General features: G+C 73.4%; 19 protein-coding genes and 1 riboswitch. Of the genes, 13 read left to right on the forward strand and 6 right to left on the reverse strand.

From position 1 onward, the window contains the following. Nucleotides 1-38 precede the first annotated feature (38 nt). The gene (locus tag ABZ861_RS11150; RefSeq protein WP_361627276.1) at nt 39-512 is read right to left on the reverse strand and encodes a C40 family peptidase; all 474 of its coding nucleotides are present in this window, start codon (nt 510-512) and stop codon (nt 39-41) included. Between the two features lie 3 nt (nt 513-515). Continuing rightward, a riboswitch (cyclic di-AMP (ydaO/yuaA leader) is annotated at nt 516-731 on the reverse strand. A gap of 441 nt (nt 732-1172) precedes the next feature. Between ABZ861_RS11150 and ABZ861_RS11155 the strand changes: the two genes are divergently transcribed. From ABZ861_RS11155 to ABZ861_RS11190, 8 genes are all read left to right on the forward strand, one after another. Continuing rightward, nucleotides 1173-1514, forward strand: coding sequence for an ANTAR domain-containing protein (locus ABZ861_RS11155; RefSeq protein ID WP_361627279.1), 342 nt, complete (start codon nt 1173-1175; stop codon nt 1512-1514). Between the two features lie 241 nt (nt 1515-1755). Then, on the forward strand, nt 1756-2058 hold the full coding sequence (locus tag ABZ861_RS11160) for an urease subunit gamma (protein ID WP_361627282.1): 303 nt from the start codon (nt 1756-1758) through the stop codon (nt 2056-2058). A gap of 10 nt (nt 2059-2068) precedes the next feature. Next, nucleotides 2069-2380 (forward strand): urease subunit beta, encoded by a 312-nt coding sequence (locus tag ABZ861_RS11165; protein ID WP_361627285.1) that lies wholly within the window; start codon nt 2069-2071, stop codon nt 2378-2380. Continuing rightward, complete coding sequence (locus tag ABZ861_RS11170) at nt 2373-4094, forward strand: urease subunit alpha (protein WP_361627288.1); 1722 nt, start codon at nt 2373-2375, stop codon at nt 4092-4094. Before ABZ861_RS11165 ends, ABZ861_RS11170 begins: the two co-directional genes overlap by 8 nt. A gap of 11 nt (nt 4095-4105) precedes the next feature. Continuing rightward, entirely contained in the window at nt 4106-4780 is a 675-nt protein-coding gene (locus ABZ861_RS11175) for an urease accessory UreF family protein (protein WP_361627291.1), read from the forward strand. A gap of 104 nt (nt 4781-4884) precedes the next feature. Then, nucleotides 4885-5568 carry an urease accessory protein UreG gene (gene ureG / locus ABZ861_RS11180; protein ID WP_361627294.1) on the forward strand — a complete coding sequence of 228 codons (684 nt, stop codon included), beginning with the start codon at nt 4885-4887 and terminating at the stop codon, nt 5566-5568. A 203-nt stretch (nt 5569-5771) separates the two neighbouring features. Then, a complete protein-coding gene (locus ABZ861_RS11185) occupies nt 5772-6533 on the forward strand; it encodes an urease accessory protein UreD (protein ID WP_361627297.1) in 762 nt (253 codons plus the stop codon). Nucleotides 6534-6671: 138 nt separating this feature from the next. After that, nucleotides 6672-8252 carry an alpha/beta hydrolase gene (locus tag ABZ861_RS11190; protein ID WP_361627300.1) on the forward strand — a complete coding sequence of 527 codons (1581 nt, stop codon included), beginning with the start codon at nt 6672-6674 and terminating at the stop codon, nt 8250-8252. 135 nt (nt 8253-8387) lie between these two features. Here the strand turns inward: ABZ861_RS11190 and ABZ861_RS11195 are convergent, their stop codons facing one another. Then, nucleotides 8388-9113 (reverse strand): lysophospholipid acyltransferase family protein, encoded by a 726-nt coding sequence (locus tag ABZ861_RS11195; RefSeq protein WP_361627303.1) that lies wholly within the window; start codon nt 9111-9113, stop codon nt 8388-8390. Between the two features lie 373 nt (nt 9114-9486). Between ABZ861_RS11195 and ABZ861_RS11200 the strand changes: the two genes are divergently transcribed. The 4 genes from ABZ861_RS11200 (at nt 9487) to ABZ861_RS11215 (ending at nt 13448) form a co-directional block, all read left to right on the forward strand. Continuing rightward, nucleotides 9487-10131 carry a DedA family protein gene (locus ABZ861_RS11200; protein ID WP_361627306.1) on the forward strand — a complete coding sequence of 215 codons (645 nt, stop codon included), beginning with the start codon at nt 9487-9489 and terminating at the stop codon, nt 10129-10131. Nucleotides 10132-10426: 295 nt separating this feature from the next. Next, complete coding sequence (locus ABZ861_RS11205; RefSeq protein WP_361627309.1) at nt 10427-10897, forward strand: peptidase inhibitor family I36 protein; 471 nt, start codon at nt 10427-10429, stop codon at nt 10895-10897. 156 nt (nt 10898-11053) lie between these two features. Further along, on the forward strand, nt 11054-12004 hold the full coding sequence (locus ABZ861_RS11210; protein WP_361627312.1) for a hypothetical protein: 951 nt from the start codon (nt 11054-11056) through the stop codon (nt 12002-12004). Nucleotides 12005-12809: 805 nt separating this feature from the next. Further along, entirely contained in the window at nt 12810-13448 is a 639-nt protein-coding gene (locus ABZ861_RS11215; RefSeq protein WP_361627315.1) for a DUF305 domain-containing protein, read from the forward strand. 105 nt (nt 13449-13553) lie between these two features. Here the strand turns inward: ABZ861_RS11215 and ABZ861_RS11220 are convergent, their stop codons facing one another. Further along, nucleotides 13554-13871 carry a hypothetical protein gene (locus ABZ861_RS11220; protein WP_361627318.1) on the reverse strand — a complete coding sequence of 106 codons (318 nt, stop codon included), beginning with the start codon at nt 13869-13871 and terminating at the stop codon, nt 13554-13556. A 147-nt stretch (nt 13872-14018) separates the two neighbouring features. Here ABZ861_RS11220 and ABZ861_RS11225 point away from each other — a divergent pair, with 147 nt between their 5' ends. Beyond that, on the forward strand, nt 14019-14438 hold the full coding sequence (locus ABZ861_RS11225) for a CBS domain-containing protein (RefSeq protein ID WP_361627320.1): 420 nt from the start codon (nt 14019-14021) through the stop codon (nt 14436-14438). Between the two features lie 361 nt (nt 14439-14799). Here the strand turns inward: ABZ861_RS11225 and rocD are convergent, their stop codons facing one another. The 3 genes from rocD to ABZ861_RS11240 form a co-directional block, all read right to left on the reverse strand. After that, on the reverse strand, nt 14800-16020 hold the full coding sequence (rocD, locus tag ABZ861_RS11230; RefSeq protein ID WP_361627323.1) for an ornithine--oxo-acid transaminase: 1221 nt from the start codon (nt 16018-16020) through the stop codon (nt 14800-14802). Then, a complete protein-coding gene (ddaH, locus tag ABZ861_RS11235) occupies nt 16020-16847 on the reverse strand; it encodes a dimethylargininase (RefSeq protein WP_361627325.1) in 828 nt (275 codons plus the stop codon). The genes rocD and ddaH overlap by 1 nt, the downstream gene beginning before the upstream one ends. 123 nt (nt 16848-16970) lie before the next feature. Continuing rightward, a complete protein-coding gene (locus tag ABZ861_RS11240; RefSeq protein WP_361627328.1) occupies nt 16971-17474 on the reverse strand; it encodes an Lrp/AsnC family transcriptional regulator in 504 nt (167 codons plus the stop codon). Nucleotides 17475-17562: the final 88 nt, after the last annotated feature.

A 17562-nucleotide genomic window follows, 5' to 3' on the forward strand; every position in this document is an offset into this window, starting at 1 on the left:
ACGGCAGGACGGGATGTCCGCCACCGTGCCGCGGCCGGTCAGTTGACCCGCCCGTACCAGACGCTGTGGCTCCAGATCTTCTCCAGCCGCACGACGGACCCGGTCCTCGGCGCGTGCCACAGCCTGTCCCGTCCGGCGTAGATGCCGACGTGGTAGACGTAGGGGCCCGCGTGGAAGAACACCAGGTCCCCGGCTCTTCGGCTGCTCGCGGAGATATGCCGCGTCCCGTTGTACTGCTGGGCCGCCGTGCGGGGCAGCTTCTTGCCCGCCTTGCCGAACGAGTACTGGGTGAGCCCGGAGCAGTCGAACCGGCGCGGTCCGGTCGCCCCCCACTGGTAGGCGGCGCCTTGCTTGGACGCCGCGATCTGGAGCGCCCTGGTGGCCATGGTCGCGGCGGCGGCCTCGGGGGCGAGGCCGGGCGCCACCACGGTGCCGCTCACGGCGGCGAAAGTCAGAGCCGAGGCCGTACCGGCCCTGGCCATCAGTGACGGGACACGATTGAGCGCAGTCATGCGCAACCCTTCGTCAGCCGCCTGTGAAGGATGACCTGTCGGGTTCGGGCTGGCGAAGTAGCCCGGCCGCGGGGAAACGCGGCTTCACCCCAAGGGCGGCCAGGCCCGGCCATGGCGTGACCGTGCCGGCGACCCGTCGTGCTCGGGTCCTCCACTCCTGCCGATCCACTGCCGTCGACCGGTCGTCCGCGCGGCGGCAGGACTCGGCGTCCGCCCGGACCGCCCCGCCGCTGTGGCGGGGGCTTGTCGTCAGACAGGGATCTTGACCCACAGATGTCCGAAAATCCCAACGCAACCGGGCATGTGTGACGTTACTCACCAGTCGCCCGTTCGGGTGGGCACCCGTGCTTTCCGCCTGTCACCGCCCTGCGCGGCGACGCCCCCCACCAGCGGCAGAACGGCCGGTTCCGCCCTCCGCCCAGGCGCGCCGCGCAACCGGAGCGAGGGGAGAAGGAGTCGCCGTTTCCACCGAAAGGCCGTACGTCATTTGGTCGCCGCAGGGCGTGTCCGCGCCGCCCGGACCCTCCGCCGGCGCCCCTGCGGAGCGCTCCCGGCCGCCGGAGGCGGGCCGGCGTCCGTCCGTCCTCCGGTCGTGCGCGGAGACCTCCTGAAGCAAGCTGGGGGTGGAACTCCGGCCGCTCGACGACCCAGGGGATCTCCATGGCGTTCTTCGCGATTTCCCAGTGGCATCCCCTCACGCCGCTGTCCGTCACGGATCTGGCGGTGGAACACGAGCGGCTGCACGAGGAAATCGAGCAGCTACGACGCGCCGTGACCTCGCACGCCGTCATAGACCAGGCCATCGGCGCCGTGGTGGCCTTCGCGCGCATACCCCCCGACGACGCCTGGCGGGTGCTGCGGGACGTCTCCCAGCGCACGAACACGAAGGTGCGCACGATCGCCGAGCGCGTCCTGAAGTTCGCCCAGGGCGGGGCCCTGTCCGACACCGAGCTGGAGGAGCTGCGCCACGCGCTCGACCGGCACGCGGTGCGCCTCTCCTAGGCGCCGGATGACACGTGATGACCCGTATGGAGCAGTCCGTGCGTCGGTCGTGGGGCGATCGAGGTCTGGTTAACGTCGCCGAAACGCCGACGAACTAGCCTCGCCTTCCACGCCACCTGCGGTTTTTCCATCCGTATCGCCGGACATGGGACGCTTCGTCCCTGTGCGAGACCTGTCCCGTCGCGGTGGCTGCGGCAACCGGACCCCGCACGGTCCGGAGCGAGGACTGTGAGGTGGGCCCGTGCAACTGACCCCGCACGAACAAGAGAGGCTGCTCATCCATGTGGCGGCCGACGTGGCCGGGAAGCGCCGGGCCCGAGGACTGCGCCTGAACCACCCGGAGGCGGTCGCCCTCATCACCGCGCACCTCCTCGAAGGCGCGCGGGACGGCCGCACCGTCGCCGAACTCATGTCCTCCGGGCGCGAGCTGCTCACCCGGGACGACGTCATGGAGGGCGTCGCGGAGATGATCCGCGACGTCCAGGTCGAGGCGACCTTCCCCGACGGCACCAAGCTCGTGACCGTCCACGAGCCGATCGTCTGAAGGGGGCGCCGTGATTCCCGGAGAGATCCTGTTCGCCGACGACCCGATCGTCTGCAACGAGGGCCGCGAGGTCACCCGGCTGACCGTGCTCAACGCCGCCGACCGGCCGGTCCAGGTCGGCTCGCACTACCACTTCGCCGAGGCCAACCCGGGCCTGGACTTCGACCGCGCCGCCGCGCGCGGCAAGCGCCTGGACATCGCCGCCGGAACCGCCGTGCGCTTCGAGCCCGGCATCCCCGTCGACGTCGCCCTCGTGCCGCTGGCCGGCGCCCGGATCGTGCCCGGCCTGCGCGGCGAGACGGGAGGCGCCCTCGATGCCTGAGATCTCCCGCGCCGCCTACGCCGACCTGTTCGGCCCCACGACCGGCGACCGCATCCGGCTCGCCGACACCGACCTGCTCGTGGAGATCGAGGAGGACCTCTGCGGCGGCCCCGGCCGCGCCGGCGACGAGGCCGTGTTCGGCGGCGGCAAGGTGATCCGCGAGTCCATGGGGCAGTCGCGCGTCACCCGCGCCGAGGGCGCCCCCGACACCGTGATCACCGGCGCCGTCATCGTCGACCACTGGGGGATCGTCAAGGCCGACGTCGGCGTCCGCGACGGCCGGATCACCGGCATCGGCAAGGCGGGCAACCCCGACACCATGGACGGCGTCCACCCAGACCTGGTGCTCGGCCCGGAGACCGAGGTCATCGCGGGCAACGGGCGGATCCTCACCGCCGGCGCGGTCGACGCGCACGTGCACTTCATCTGTCCCCAGATCGCCGACGAGGCGCTGGCCTCCGGCGTCACCACCCTGGTCGGCGGCGGCACCGGCCCGGCCGAGGGATCGAAGGCGACCACCGTGACGCCCGGCCCCTGGCACCTGGCCCGCACCCTGGAGGCGCTGGACGCGTACCCGCTCAACATCGGGCTGCTGGGCAAGGGCAACACCGTCTCGCACGAGGCGATGCTCTCCCAGATCCGCGGCGGAGCGCTCGGCCTGAAGCTGCACGAGGACTGGGGGGCCACGCCCGCCGTCATCGACGCCGCGCTCACCGTCGCCGACCGGACCGGCGTCCAGGTCGCCATCCACACCGACACCCTCAACGAGGCCGGCTTCGTCGGCGACACGCTCGCCGCCGTCGCCGGGCGCGGCATCCACGCCTACCACACCGAGGGCGCGGGCGGCGGCCACGCGCCCGACATCATGACCGTGGTCTCCGAGCCGCACGTGCTGCCCAGTTCGACGAACCCGACCCGCCCGTTCACCGTCAACACCGTCGAGGAGCACCTCGACATGCTGATGGTGTGCCACCACCTCAACCCGGCGGTCCCGGAGGACCTGGCGTTCGCGGAGTCGCGCATCCGGCCCTCCACCATCGGCGCGGAGGACGTGCTGCACGACCTCGGCGCGATCTCCATCATCTCCTCCGACTCCCAGGCCATGGGGCGGGTCGGCGAGGTCGTCCTGCGGACCTGGCAGACCGCCCACGTCATGAAGCGGCGCCGGGGCGCGCTGCCGGGCGACGGACGCGCCGACAACCACCGGGTGCGCCGCTACGTCGCCAAATACACGATCAACCCAGCCGTCGCCCAGGGCCTGGACCGCGAGATCGGGTCGGTGGAGTCCGGCAAGCTCGCCGACCTGGTGCTGTGGGAGCCCGCCTTCTTCGGCGTCAAGCCGCTCCTGGTCGTCAAGGGCGGCCAGATCGCCTACGCGCAGATGGGCGACGCCAACGCCTCGATCCCGACCCCGCAGCCCGTCCTCGCGCGCCCGATGTTCGGCGCGATGGGCCGCGCCCCGGCCGCCAACTCCTTCACCTTCGTCGCCCCCCTCGCCCTGGAGGACGGGCTGCCGGAGCGGCTGGGGCTGGGCAAACGGCTCGTCCCCATCGCGTCCACGCGCGGCGTGACCAAGGCGGACATGCGGGAGAACGACGCGCGGCCCGACGTGCGCATCGACCCCGACAGCTTCGCCGTGCACATCGACGGCGAGCTGGTGGAGGCCACACCGGCCGCCGAACTGCCCCTCGCCCAGCGCTACTTCCTCTTCTGAGGGGCGTCAGGATGTCACGCGCGGCGCTGCTCGTCCTGGCCGACGGCCGCTTCCCCGCCGGAGGGCACGCGCACTCCGGCGGCGCCGAGGCGGCCGTCCGGGCCGGACGCATCACCCAGGCGGCGGACCTGGAGGGCTTCTGCCGGGGACGGCTGCACACGGCGGGCCGGGTCGCGGCCGCCCTCGCCGCGGCCGCCGCGCTCGGTCACGACCCGGCCGCACTCGACGCGGCGGCGGACGCGCGCACCCCCTCCCCGGCGCTGCGCGCCGCGGCGCGCAAGCTGGGGCGGCAGCTCCTGCGGGCCGCCCGCGCGACCTGGCCCGCACCCGAACTCGACGCCCTGGCCCACGCGTTCCCCCGAGGCGCCCACCAGCCGGTGGTGCTCGGACTCACCGCCCGAGCGGCCGGGCTCGCGGCGGCGGACGCGGCGTACTGCGCCGCGTACGAGAGCGTGAGCGGGCCGGCCACGGCGACCGTGCGCCTGCTCAGCCTCGACCCGTTCGACGCGACCGGGGTGCTGGCCCGGCTGGCGCCGGAGCTGGACCAAGTGGTCGAGCAGGCGGTGGCGGGCGCCCGGCGGGCCGCCGCCGAAGGGGTGGACGCGCTGCCCGCGGCCTCCGCCCCGCTGCTGGAGATCGGCGCCGAGGCGCACGCCGCCTGGCCCGTGCGCCTGTTCGCGTCCTGACCCGGGGCCCCGCCCCGACCCCCTTTCCCCCCGGCCGCGACGGCCCCCGTGCACCGGCCCGGCGGCCGGCCGCCGGCCTCGACGCAGATCTGGAGCCACCGCCCATGCACCTCGACCACTCCCACCCCGCGGCCCCCGCGGTCGGCGCCGACGCCCACCGGCCCGACGGCGCCCGCCGCGCCCTGCGCATCGGGCTCGGCGGCCCGGTCGGATCCGGCAAGACCGCCACCGTCGCCGCGCTGTGCCGGACCTTGCGCGAGGATCTCTCGCTCGCCGTCGTCACCAACGACATCTACACCCGCGAGGACGCCGCGTTCCTGCTGCGCGAGGCCGTGCTGCCGCCCGAGCGGATCACCGCCGTGGAGACCGGCGCCTGCCCGCACACGGCCATCCGGGACGACATCTCGGCGAACCTGGAGGCGGTGGAGGACCTGGAGGACGCCGTCGGGCCGCTGGACCTGATCCTCGTCGAGTCCGGCGGCGACAACCTCACCGCGACCTTCTCCAAGGGCCTCGTCGACGCGCAGATCTTCGTCATCGACGTGGCCGGCGGCGACGACGTCCCGCGCAAGGGCGGCCCCGGCGTGACCACCGCCGACCTGCTCGTCGTCAACAAGACCGACCTCGCCCCGTACGTCGGCTCCGACCTCGCCAGGATGGCCTCCGACGCCGACGCGGCCCGCGGCGGCCTGCCGGTGGTCTTCCAGTCCCTGCGCGCCGAGGCGGGCGTGGCGGACGTCGCCGACTGGGTACGGGCACGGCTCGCGCAGTGGACGGCCCGACCGTGACGGCCACCGCCGCGACGGGGAGCGGTGGGACAGGGACCGGCGTGGCAGGGACCGGCGGGACAGAGACGGGCGTGGCAGGTACCAGCGCGACAGAGACGGGCGCGGCGGGGACCGGCGGGACAGAGACCCGCCGCACCGCAGGGACCGGTGGGACAGAGACGGGCGCGGCAGGGACCGGCGCCGCCCCGGCCGCGACGGCGGGCGTGCGGGCAACCGCGCGGATCGTGGCCCGCGAGGACGGCCGGGGCGGCACAGCGCTGCCCGTGCTGCGGGGCGAGGGGCCGCTCGCCCTCCGCCGCGTGCGCGGCAGCGGCGCCGAGGCGCGGGTGCTGCTGGTCGGCGCGATGAGCGGACCGCTCGGCGGCGACCGGTTCACCGTCGAGGCGCACGCGCGGGAGGGTGCCCGGCTCCGGGTCGGTTCGGCCGCCGCCACCCTCGCGCTGCCCGGACAGCATCCGGGCGAGGCCCGCTACGACGTCCGCCTCACCGTCGGCGAGCGAGCCGAACTGCACTGGCTGCCCGAGCCGGTGATCTCGGCCCGAGGCAGCGACCTGCGCGTGACCACGCGCGCCGACCTGGCCCCCACGGCCCGGCTGGTGCTGCGCGAGGAGCAGGTGCTCGGCCGGGCGGGCGAGCCGCCCGGACGACTCACCACCCGTCTGGCCGTCCGCGTCGCCGGGCGCACCGTACTGGACCAGGAGCTGGCCTGCGGCCCCGGCGCACCGGGCGGCTGGGACGGCGCGGCCGTGCTCGCCGGACACCGTGCCGTGGGGCAACTGATCGTCGTGCAACCGGAGTTCGCACAGGCGCCGGTCGCTCCCCGGACGCTGGGCGAGGGCGCCGCGCTCGTCCCGCTCGCGGGACCGGCGGCCCTGGTCACCGCGGTCGCCCCCGACGCGCTGCGGCTGCGCCGCCTGCTGGACGAGGCGCTGGCGACCCTGGAGCACTCTCGCGATTCCCGCTGAGCGGACTGCCGCACGCCGGTTATCGGATTGGCAAAGAAGGTCAACAGCCCCTGTTCTCAGACGGCTCACAGCCGCGAGGATCCCCGTGCCATATCGCAACCATGTACGGGGAGGCCCCACTTGAGGGATATGAGACCGATGAACCGGAGCATGGCGCTCGGTTCGGCCGGCGCGCTGGTCACGGCGACGCTGATAGCCGGCGCCGTGGCCGCCCCCTCCGCCAGCGCGGACAGCCGCCACGGCCAGGACCGCGAGGCCCGCGGAGCGGCGATCGCCGCGGCCCGCGCCGCGAGCACCGGCATCGACTGGCAGGACTGCCCCGCCGACTGGGGCTTCGCCAAGCCCATCCAGTGCGGCTACGTCTCCGTGCCGCTCGACTACGCCCGCCCCTACGGCAAGCAGATCAAGCTCGCCCTGGACCGCGTCGTCAGCACCGGCACCGCCCAGGAGCGCCAGGGCGCCCTGGTCTACAACCCGGGCGGTCCCGGCGGCTCGGGCATGCGCTTCCCGACCCGGGTCACCAACAAGAACCCGCTGTGGACGAACGTCTCCAAGGCGTACGACTTCGTCGGCTTCGACCCGCGCGGCGTCGGCCACTCCGCGCCCATCTCCTGCGAGGACCCGCAGGAGTTCGTCAAGGCGCCGAAGCTGGACCCGGTGCCCGACTCCGAGGCCGACAAGCGCGCCCAGCGCAAGCTGGCCCGCGAGTACGCCGACGGCTGCTACGAGCGCACCGGCCGCGCGATGCTCCAGCAGATGACCACCCCGAACACCGCCCGCGACCTGGACGTCATCCGCGCCGCGCTCGGCGAGAAGAAGCTCAACTACCTGGGCGTCTCCTACGGCACCTACCTCGGCGCCGTCTACGGCACGCTGTTCCCGAAGCACGTGCGCCGGATGATCGTCGACAGCGTCGTCAACCCGGCCCGGGAGAACATCTGGTACGAGGCCAACCTCGGCCAGGACGTCGCCTTCGAGGGCCGCTGGAAGGACTGGCAGGACTGGGTGGCCAAGAACGACGCCGCCTTCCACCTGGGCACCACCCGGGCCGCCGTCCAGGCCAAGTGGCTCGCGCTGCGCGCCACCGCCAAGAAGCACCCGATCGGCGGAGTCGTCGGCCCGGCCGAACTGCTCGCCTTCTTCCAGAGCGCCCCGTACTACGACTCCTCGTGGGTGCCGGTCGCCACGGTGTTCAGCAAGTACGAGGCCGGCGACACGCAGGCGCTGGTCGACGCCGCCGCCCCGGACATGTCCGACACCAAGGGCAACATCACGTCGGAGAACAGCAACGCCGTCTACACGGCCGTGGAGTGCACCGACGCCAAGTGGCCGACCAGTTGGCGTAAGTGGGACCGGGACAACACGCGGCTGAACGCGCAGTACCCGTTCCTCACCTGGTCCAACGCCTGGATGAACCTGCCGTGCGCCACCTGGCCGGTCCGGCAGCAGTCCCCGGTGGAGGTCAAGACGGGCAAGGGCCTGCCGACCGTGCTGATCGTGCAGTCCACGCGGGACGCCGCCACCCCGTACCAGGGCGCCGTCGAGCTGCACCGGCGCTTCAAGGGCTCGCGGCTGATCACCGAGAAGGGCGCCGGCTCGCACGGCGTCACAGGGCTGGTCAACCCGTGCATCAACAACCGGGTGGACGCCTACCTGCTCACCGGCGCGGTGAACCGGGCGGACGTCACCTGCGCTCCGCACGCGACCCCGCAGCCGTAACGGCGAAGGCGCGCGGACAGGGGCGGCCGGAGGTCTCCGGCCGCCCCTCTTCGCCGCCCGTCCCGGCGTGCGCCTGGGACCCGGGACCCGGGGGTCAGGACGCGGGGCTCGGGACGCGGGGATCGGGACCCGTCGTCAGCCGAGGGGAGCGCGCGGGAACCTGCGCTCCCTGACGCCCCGCACCGTGTCCCGCTCGGTCTTGACCTCGGCCGCGTACCGGTCGACGTACTCCTGCTCGGACAGCGCCAGAATCGCGTACATGATCTCGTCGGTGACGGCGCGCAGCACCGACTTCTCGTCCTCCCTCCCCGCGTAGCGCGAGAAGTCCAGCGGTGCGCCGAAGCGAACGGCGACGGGGCGCAGCCGGGGGACGGTCCTGCCCGGGGGCTGGGCCTCGAAGGTGCCGATCATCGCGCACGGGACGACCGGGACCCCGCCTTTCAGCGCCATCACCGCGACCCCGACCTTCCCCTTGTAGAGGCGGCCGTCGTGCGACCGGGTGCCCTCGGGGTAGATGCCGAGCAGCTCCCCCTTGCGCAGCACGCCGAGCCCCTCCCGGATCGCGGCCTGCCCCGCCTCCTTGCCCGACCGGTCGACCGGGATCTGCCCGGCGCTGCGGAAGAAGGCGGCGGTGAGCCTGCCCTTGATCCCCGGACCGGTGAAGTACTCGGCCTTGGCCAGGAAGGTGATGCGCCGCTTGAGGATCGCGGGCATCAGAAAGTGGTCCGAGAACGAGAGGTGGTTGCCCGCGACGATGGCCGCCCCGGAGTCCGGCACGTGCTCCAGCCCTTCGATGCGCGGCCGGAACAGCACCCTCAGCAGCGGGCCCAGCAGCACGTACTTGAGAAGGCTGTAGAACACGACTCTCCCCTCATTCCACAGGTCCGCTTCGCGCCGGGGCCGCCGCAGGCCGGCGGGCCGAGGCGAGGCCGGCCTGATCACGGGCATCCCTGGTGTCATCTGTAACCCTGTTCGGCCGTGCTCATGCTGACCTTGCGCCGAGCCGGCCCGCAACCGCCCGGACGCGGGCAGTTTCCATCGGGGGAGAAGCGGCCGGAGGGAGCCGTCAGGGGATCCCCGCCCGCCGGCACTCCAGGTGAGCTGACCTCGGGGCAAGGGAAGCGTTGATTTCCGCGGCGGGACGCGAGCGGCGGGGGAGGCCGCGTCCGCGCCGGGCGCCGGGCGGGTCCGCGCCTGCCGGATCCCGGGCGTCCGGCCGCGTACGGTGGGGCGCATGGCCCCTCCTCTGCCGGGTCCGCTCGAGCACCTGGCGCCGCTGCTCGCCCACTACGGCTACTGGGCCGTCGGGGGCGTGGTCCTCGTGGAGGACTTCGGGATCCCCGCACCGGGCGAGACGATTCTGATCGCCGCCGGGGTGTACGCGGGCGCCGGCCAGTTGAACGTCGTGGCCGTCGGCGTGATCGGATTCTTCGCCGCCGTCCTCGGCGACAACATCGGCTTCCTGATCGGCCACTTCGGCGGCCGCCCCTTCGTCCACCGCTGGGGCCGGTACGTGTTCCTGACGCCGGAGCGGTTCGAGAAGGCCGAACGGTTCTTCGCCCGGCACGGCGGCAAGATCGTCACGGTGGCCCGCTTCGTGGAGGGACTGCGGCAGGCCAACGGGATCGTCTCCGGCGCCACGGGGATGCACTGGCTGCGCTTCCTCGCCTTCAACGCGCTCGGCGCGGCGCTGTGGGTGGGCCTGTGGGTGACCCTCGCCTACGCCGCGGGCACGCACATCGGCTCCGTCTACGCCGCCGTCAAGCAGTACGAGGTGTTCGTGCTCGCCGCGCTCGGCGTCCTCGTGGTCGCGCTGATCGTCCGGCGCCTGCTGCGCCGCCGGTGCCGCCGCAGGGACGCGGCGGGTGACGTCCGCTGAGCGGCCCTGTCGGTCCCTGCGACGGGCCCGTGACGTCCGGCGCCCGCCCCCGCCGGGCGCTGCGCGCGCTTCGGTTCGCGGTACGTCAAAGGCGTTTCGCCAGCGGGCAAAGACGGCGGCGGGAACGGTCGGCACTGTTGTCGCAAGGGTCGAGACCCCGGGAATCCCGGCGCACGTCCTGGCACAGGACGCCCAGAAGCCGTCGTGGAGCGCACCCGGTCATCGCCCTCTGGACTCTCTAGCCGGAACGCGGCGCACCTACGCGCCGCGTCCCATGGAACGGAGTGGCATGCACATGAACATTACTCCCGGGTTCGGGAAGAAACTGCTGAGCCGGTCCGCGGTGCTCACCGCGGGCGCCGCGCTCGCCGTGGGGGGCTTCGCGGCTTCTGCGCACGCGGACAGCGCGAACATCTCGGCATGGACGGTCAGCTCCAGCTCCTGCCCGACCTATTTCAAGATCTGCCTGTTCTACTCGCCCGGCGGCACAGGGGGGCGGTTCGGGACCAAGTACTCCGAGCAAAAAGACCTGAACGGCTTCGTCTTCGGCGGGTCAGGAGCCGGCGTCGGTGACAGGGTCTACAACGACGCGGCCTCGGCGGACAACAACACCGGCTGCAACGTCGCCATCTGGAGCGACACCTACTACTACGGCGATTCCGACTGGCTGAGCCCGCACAAGGGCGGAAACCTCGGGCCCGCCCTGCGCAACCACAACCAGTCCGTCGCCGTGGACGACAAACGCAGCGGCTGCTCCACCCCCTGAGCGCGGACAGTCGGACACCGGCACACGACGGTTCGTCCGGGCCGGGGGCGCCGCGCGCTCCCGGCCCGCCGTGTCCGCGCGTCGGTCACCCCCGTCGCGCTCCGAAGAACACGTGTGAGCCCTGAAACACCGATACGACCCCCTACCGGAGAACTCATGGCTGCCGCGTCATCCCGCGCAGGCATCGCAACCGCCGCGCTGCTGGCGACCAGCATCAGCGTCCTCGCCGGGTGCACGAACAGCACGAGCGGCGCCGCCGCGCCGCCCCCGATCGAGGCCGCCGTCCCGAGGGACATCCCGGCCTCGGCGCTTCACCTGCCCATCGAGGCCTACATGCTGACGCCGCTGCAAAGCGCGCGGATCGGCTGGGAACAGGACCGGGCGCTGCGTGCGTGCATGGCCCGGTTCGGGCTCGGCTACCCCCACGAGGGGCCGCCCCCCTCGGGCGCGGACGCCGGGCAGGAGTTCGCCGTGACGAACCGCCGGTACGGCATCGCCACGCCCTCGGCCGCGGCGGTGTGGGGCTACCACCTCGCGCGTCCCGCGCCCTCGTCGGCGTCACCGCGTGCCTCGGCCCCGTTGACCGACGCCCAGAGCACCGTCTTCGGTGGTACCGACCCGCGCACCCGAGAGGCGGTCACCCGCTTCCGCGGGAAGGCCCTTCCCGCGGGCGGCTGCTCCGCGGAGAGCGAGGACCTGTTCCCCGACGTGGCGAGCCCGCAGGGGCCGGGAACGGCGCCCGGCCAGATAGTCGCCACGATCAAGTCGGACAGTTTCGCCGCCTCCGCCGCCGATCCGCGGGTGACGCGTGTCTTCGCCGCCTGGAACTCCTGTATGCGCGGTCACGGCTATCACCTGCCGACCAATCCGCTCAAGGCTCCGGCCGGCCTGCGCGCACTCAACGACGCGCGACCCGAGCGCGCCGAGATCGCCCAGGCGGTGACAGACGTCGCCTGCAAGCAGCGGACCGGCCTGGTCCAGGTGTGGTTTGCCGTGGAGTCCGCGTACCAGGTCCGGGACATCGCCCGGCACCGCGCCGACCTGGAGAAGATCAAGCGCGAGCGCGACGCGACGGGCGCGGCCATCCAGGCGCACCTCGCCGGCTAGCCGCGCCGGGCCCCGCCTCGCCGCTCGCCTCGTCCTGCCCACCCGCCTCGCTCCGCCCACCCGCCTCGTCCGCTCGTTCGCGCTTCCCGACCGAGCCGGTCACCGGCGGACGCCGACGACGCGCTCCGCGCGGGGGTACGCGTCGCGGTGCCGCGGTGCCGCGTGTCGGCGGCGTTCGCCGCGCGAGAGGCGGTCAGCGGATCGGTCACCTGGCCTCTGACACCAGTGTCGCGGGCGTCCCTGCTGGTGCGGCACGAGCAGGGCCGTACCCGCCTGCACTCCGGGAACCCGGTCCTGTGGAACCCGGCTCGGCCGGTGGCCGTCTCGAAGGCCGTCGGCGACCCGACTCGTGCGACGGTCCTGCGCCCGCCCCCGCGCGCCCCGCCGATCCCGTCACCGTGGACGGTACATTCGGTCCGGCGGCGCGGAGCGCGGTGATCGCCTCCAGACCAGCGAAGGCCGGGAGGTCGACGGCGTCGTCGGCCCTCACGCCTGGTCAGTGCTCGGCTCCCGACTTCGGCGCCTGCACGCGCCAGGGCGCGAGCATTCATCGGCGCCAGACCAGAACCACTGTCATCACCACCGAACCCGCGCACCGAACGCCCATGGGGGCCGTTCGGCGCGCGGGTTCCGTCCGTAGCGGACCCGAGAACCTACGAACCCGTGCGCTTCCGCATGCGGGCGAGTCAAGGAGTGCTCCCTCATGACGACTATGCCGACTACGCCCACTACGCCGACCAGGTCGACTCCTCGTTCCGCCCAGAGCCGTGCCCGTCTCCGTCGTACGGCGGTGACGGTCGCCGCCGTGACCGCCGCCGTCGTGCTGAGCGCCTGCGGAGGAGGCGGCGCCGCGCCGGGGCGCCCAGGGCCTTCCGGGTCCGCCTGGCAGGCGAGCCGGACGGCCGACGGCGCCGCGCCGTCCGGGCACAACGCGCAGGACGTGGCGTTCGCGCGGCAGATGATCCCTCACCACCGTCAGGCCCTCGCCATGGCCGCCCTGGTGCCGCAGCGCGCCGGGTCCCGGCAGGTGCGGGAACTCGCCGAGAGGATCAGGAAGGCCCAGGCCCCGGAGATCGCCGAGATGTCCGGCTGGCTACGGGCCTGGGGCGCGCAGGCGCCGGACGCCGAGGCGCCGGGCATGCCGGGCATGCCCTCCAGCTCGGACGACTCCAGCTCGGACGGCTCCAGCTCGGGCCGCTCCGGCTCGCCGGCGCCCGGCATGATGCCGGACGCCGACATGGCGGGGCTGCGCAAGCTCTCCGGCGACGCCTTCGACCGGGCGTTCCTGCGCATGATGATCGGCCACCACGAGGGCGCCGTCGCCATGGCGCGCACCGAGCGGGACGAAGGCGCTTACGGCCCGGCGGCCGCGCTGGCGAAGTCGGTCGCCGCCGGGCAGTCGTCGGAGATCGCTGAGATGAAGCGGCTGCTCGGCGAGCGGTAGGCCCCGGCAGGGGCGGGGGACCGGTCCGCGCGCCGAGGCGGCGGGTCGGTTCGCGTACCGAGGCGCCCGGTGCCGCGGTGGTCAGTGGTGCTCAGCGGCGCCGGGTCACGTGTAGCGGCGGTCGTCCGGTCCCGCCGCTCCGCCCGGCGGGCTGGTCGGCCGGGATCCGCGGGCGCCGTAGTGCCGTGCGACGCGGTGCGTGTGCCGGTGATGCGTCGCGCCGCCGGTCAGGAGGGACAGGCCCAGACAGAAGAGGAGGGCGAGGGCCAGACCGGTGCTGAAGATCGCGAGGGTGTTCATGGTGACGAGGTCGTTGCCGAGGATCGACACCGTGTAGTCGGGGCCGCCGGACAGGTTGCCCGCGATGGCCAGTCCGGTGAAGGCGCCCGTGGCCGCGAGGAGGAGCAGGCCGAGTAGCAGCATGGAAGTCATCTCCTCAGAGAGTGCGTCGCCGCCCGGGTACCCGCGACATCCGGGACCAACTAGCGGGTGTGGCGCCGCCGTCCGCCCGGGTACCCGGGCGGCACAGGGCGGTGAACTGCACCGCGGGACCCGACGAAGGAAGGCGTCATGGCTCAGCACATACGCGACATCATGACCAGTCGGCTGGTGACGGTGGAACCCCAGGCATCGGTCACGGCGGTGGCGCAGAAGATGCGCGACGAGGACATTGGCATCGTCCTGGTGACCGAGGGCGACGAGGTGCGCGGCCTGGTCAGCGACCGCGACCTGGTGGTGCGCTCGCTCGCCGAGGGCGGCGACCAGGGAGAGCGCACCGCGGCCTCCGCGTGCAGCGGCGACCTGTTCACCGTCGGTCCCGACGACGACGTCGTCCAAGCGGTGCGGCTGATGCGGGAGCACTCCGTGCGCCGCGTCCCCGTCGTCGACCACGGCCATCTCGTGGGCATCGTCTCCATCGGAGACCTGGCCATCGAGGGCGATCCCGAGTCCGCGCTCGGGGACATCAGCGCGGCCCGGCCCAACGAGTGAACGAGGCGCGACGGACGCCTGACGCCCGCCGCGCACAAGCGCGACCCACGAACCGCCTGACGCCCAGGGCGGTCGGCACGCGGGAGGCACGGGGAGCGCGCTCTCGCGCCCCGGGCCCCCCGCCGCACCGTATAAGCCGACGCGCGTAGGGCAGGTCCCGCGACACGCGGGAGGCACCGGGAACACGCTCTCACCCCGGCGCCCCGCCGCGGGCTCTCGCCCCCGGCGCCCTCGCCGCGCCGCGACGCCCACGTGTGCCTACACGCGTAGGGCCGGTGCCGGGGCGGTCGGCATGCAGGGGGCGCCGGGGCGCCGGGAACACGCTCCCGCGCCCCGGTGCCCCCACAGCACCCTCACCCGCTCAGCCCGCCAGCACCTTCTCCAAAGCGGCCAGCGCAGAGCGCAGTTCGGTCTCGGTGATGGTCAGCGGCGGGGCCAGCCGGATCGTGGAGCCGTGGGTGTCCTTGACCAGGACGCCCTCGCCCATCAGCCGCTCGCTGATCTCCCGGCCGGTGCCGATGGCCGGGTCCACGTCGACGCCCGCCCACAGGCCGCGCGCGCGGAATCCCACCACGCCCCGGCCGGCCAGCGCGGTCAGCCCCTCGCGCAGGACGCCGCCCAGTGCGGCGGCCCGGCGCTGGAACTCGCCCGTCTCCAGCAGCTCCACCACCGCGGCGCCGACCGCCGCGGCCAGCGGATTGCCGCCGAAGGTCGAACCGTGCTCGCCCGGCCGCAGCACCCCGAGCACGTCACGGCTGCCGACCACCGCCGACACCGGCACGATGCCGCCGCCCAGCGCCTTGCCCAGCAGCACCACGTCCGGCGTCACGTCCTCGTGGTCCACGGCGAGGGTGCGCCCGGTGCGGCCCAGACCCGACTGGATCTCGTCCGCGACGAAGAGGCACCCGGCCCGGCGGGTCAGCTCGCGGACGCCCCGGAGGTAGCCGTCGCCGGGGACGACCACTCCGGCCTCGCCCTGGATCGGCTCGATCAGCACGGCCGCCGTCGTCTCGTCGACCGCCGCCTCCAGGGCCGTCAGATCGTCGTAGGGGACGACCCGGAAGCCCGGAGTGAACGGCCCGAAGCCGGCGCGTGCCGTCTCGTCGGTGGAGAAGCCGACGATGGTCGTCGTCCGGCCGTGGAAGTTGTCGGCGGCGACCACGATCGTCGCCTGGTCGGCCGGCACGCCCTTGACCTCGTACGCCCACTTGCGGGCCACCTTGATGCCGCTCTCCACCGCCTCCGCGCCGGTGTTCATCGGCAGCACCATGTCCTGCCCGGTCAGCGCGGCCAGCCGCTCGGCGAACCCGGCGAGCCGGTCGTGGTGGAAGGCCCGCGAGGTGAGCGTGAGCCGGTCGAGCTGGCGGTGGGCCGCCTCGATCAGGGCGGGGTGGCGGTGGCCGAAGTTCAGGGCCGAGTAACCGGCCAGCATGTCCAGGTAGCGGCGGCCCTCGACGTCCTCCACCCACGCGCCCTCGGCACGGGAGACGACCACCGGAAGCGGATGGTAGTTGTGCGCCAGGACCGGCGCCTCGGCCTGGATCAGCTCGTCGGAGGTGCGGGCGGACGCGGATGCGGTCATCAGCGGATCTCCTGGGTGCAGCACTTGATGCCGCCGCCGGCCTTGTGGAACTCCGACAGGTCGACGGGCACGGGCAGGTAGCCGAGGTCGGCGAGCTGGGCGGTGAGGGCCTCGGCGCCGGGCGAGACGAAGACGTGGCGGCCGTCGCTGACGGAGTTGAGGCCGAAGGCCATCGCGTCCTCGCGGGTGGCGATCACCGCGTCCGGGTAGAGCCGGGCGAGCACCTCGCGGCTGCCGGGCGAGAACGCCTGGGGGTAGTAGGCGATGTTCCCGTCCCCGCCGTCCGCCCCGTCGTCGAGGACGAACAGCGCCGTGTCCAGGTGGTAGAAGTACGGGTCCACCAGGGTCAGGCCGATCACCGGGACGCCCAGGTACTCCTGCGCCTCGCGGTGGGCCTCGCGAGTGGTGCGGAAGCCGGCGCCCGCCAGCAGCCAGCGCCCGGCCGGGACGAAGTCGCCCTCGCCCTCGCACACCGACTCCGGCCGGTAGACGTCGAAGCCGGCCGACTTGAACCAGGTGTCGTAGGGGAGGGACTCGGGGCGCCGCTCGGGCGCGAGGAACAGGGAGCCGAAGACCCGGCCGCCGACCACGACCGCGGAGTTCGCGGCGAAGACCATGTCGGGCAGGGCCGGCAGCGGCTCCACGGTCTCCACGGTGTGACCGTGGGCGCGGTAGGCGTCGACGAGCGCCTTCCACTGGGCCTGGGCGCGCGGCACGTCCACGGGACGTTCCGGATGCATCCAGGGGTTGATCGCGTACTGCACGGCGAAGTGTCTGGGTTCGCAGACGAGGAAGCGCCGTCGGCGCGGCACACGGGACTCGGGCACAGAGGGGTTCCTCCGCTTCCTGGGAGCGTCGTGAGGGCTGACACCACGGTAGGAAGCGAGCCGTACGCTCGACAAGCAACGATAGCTGCGTGTCTGAGCAGCGATGCTGCGTATAGGCGCCGTTCAGCGCAGGTCTGCTGCGCCGTCGGGGGCTGGTTGGCTGGCGCCCGCCTCCGGGCTTTCCGGCAGCATATGGGACAGCACCATCACGCTGATCGTCTTGCGGATGAAAGGCTCCGTGCGGATCCGCTCCAGCACCTCCTCGAAGTGCTCCACGTCCCGCGCCCGCACATGCAGCAGCGCGTCCGCGTTGCCGGTCACCGTCATCGCCGCCGTGATCTCCGGATGGTTGCGCACCACCTCGGCCAGCCGCCGGGGCGGCGCCGCGCCCTCGCAGTAGACTTCGACGTACGCCTCCGTCCGCCAGCCCAGCGCCGAGGGCCGCACCGTGGCCGTGAACCCGGTGATCACCCCGGTCTCGCGCAGCCGGTCCACCCGGCGCTTCACGGCCGTCGCGGACAGCCCGATCCCCGCGCCGATCTCGGCGAAACTGCTCCGGGCGTTCGCCATCAAGGCGGTGAGGATCTTCCGGTCGAGCTCGTCGAACGGCGCCGGCCTGCTGTTCATGGGGGCACTGTATCCAGCGGGCCCGGCCGCCCCCGACAGCCGGCGCGGTGACCGGAGAGGTTCACCGGCCCGCGACGCCCCGCACGCC

The sequence above is a fragment of the Streptomyces sp. NPDC046985 genome (assembly GCF_040644415.1).
In the GTDB taxonomy this organism is placed as follows: Bacteria; Actinomycetota; Actinomycetes; order Streptomycetales; family Streptomycetaceae; genus Streptomyces.

What these genes read in the sequence shown, in the direction of transcription:
- ABZ861_RS11170 (WP_361627288.1), top strand. Translation starts at nt 2,373, where the DNA reads ATGCCTGAGATCTCCCGCGCCGCCTACGCCGACCTGTTCGGCCCCACG.
- ureG (WP_361627294.1), top strand. Translation starts at nt 4,885, where the DNA reads ATGCACCTCGACCACTCCCACCCCGCGGCCCCCGCGGTCGGCGCCGAC.
- rocD (WP_361627323.1), bottom strand. Translation starts at nt 16,020, where the DNA reads ATGACCGCATCCGCGTCCGCCCGCACCTCCGACGAGCTGATCCAGGCC.
- ABZ861_RS11220 (WP_361627318.1), bottom strand. Translation starts at nt 13,871, where the DNA reads ATGCTGCTACTCGGCCTGCTCCTCCTCGCGGCCACGGGCGCCTTCACC.
- ABZ861_RS11210 (WP_361627312.1), top strand. Translation starts at nt 11,054, where the DNA reads ATGGCTGCCGCGTCATCCCGCGCAGGCATCGCAACCGCCGCGCTGCTG.
- ABZ861_RS11225 (WP_361627320.1), top strand. Translation starts at nt 14,019, where the DNA reads ATGGCTCAGCACATACGCGACATCATGACCAGTCGGCTGGTGACGGTG.
- ABZ861_RS11240 (WP_361627328.1), bottom strand. Translation starts at nt 17,474, where the DNA reads ATGAACAGCAGGCCGGCGCCGTTCGACGAGCTCGACCGGAAGATCCTC.
- ABZ861_RS11200 (WP_361627306.1), top strand. Translation starts at nt 9,487, where the DNA reads ATGGCCCCTCCTCTGCCGGGTCCGCTCGAGCACCTGGCGCCGCTGCTC.
- ABZ861_RS11175 (WP_361627291.1), top strand. Translation starts at nt 4,106, where the DNA reads ATGTCACGCGCGGCGCTGCTCGTCCTGGCCGACGGCCGCTTCCCCGCC.
- ABZ861_RS11150 (WP_361627276.1), bottom strand. Translation starts at nt 512, where the DNA reads ATGACTGCGCTCAATCGTGTCCCGTCACTGATGGCCAGGGCCGGTACG.
- ABZ861_RS11205 (WP_361627309.1), top strand. Translation starts at nt 10,427, where the DNA reads ATGAACATTACTCCCGGGTTCGGGAAGAAACTGCTGAGCCGGTCCGCG.
- ABZ861_RS11155 (WP_361627279.1), top strand. Translation starts at nt 1,173, where the DNA reads ATGGCGTTCTTCGCGATTTCCCAGTGGCATCCCCTCACGCCGCTGTCC.
- ABZ861_RS11190 (WP_361627300.1), top strand. Translation starts at nt 6,672, where the DNA reads ATGAACCGGAGCATGGCGCTCGGTTCGGCCGGCGCGCTGGTCACGGCG.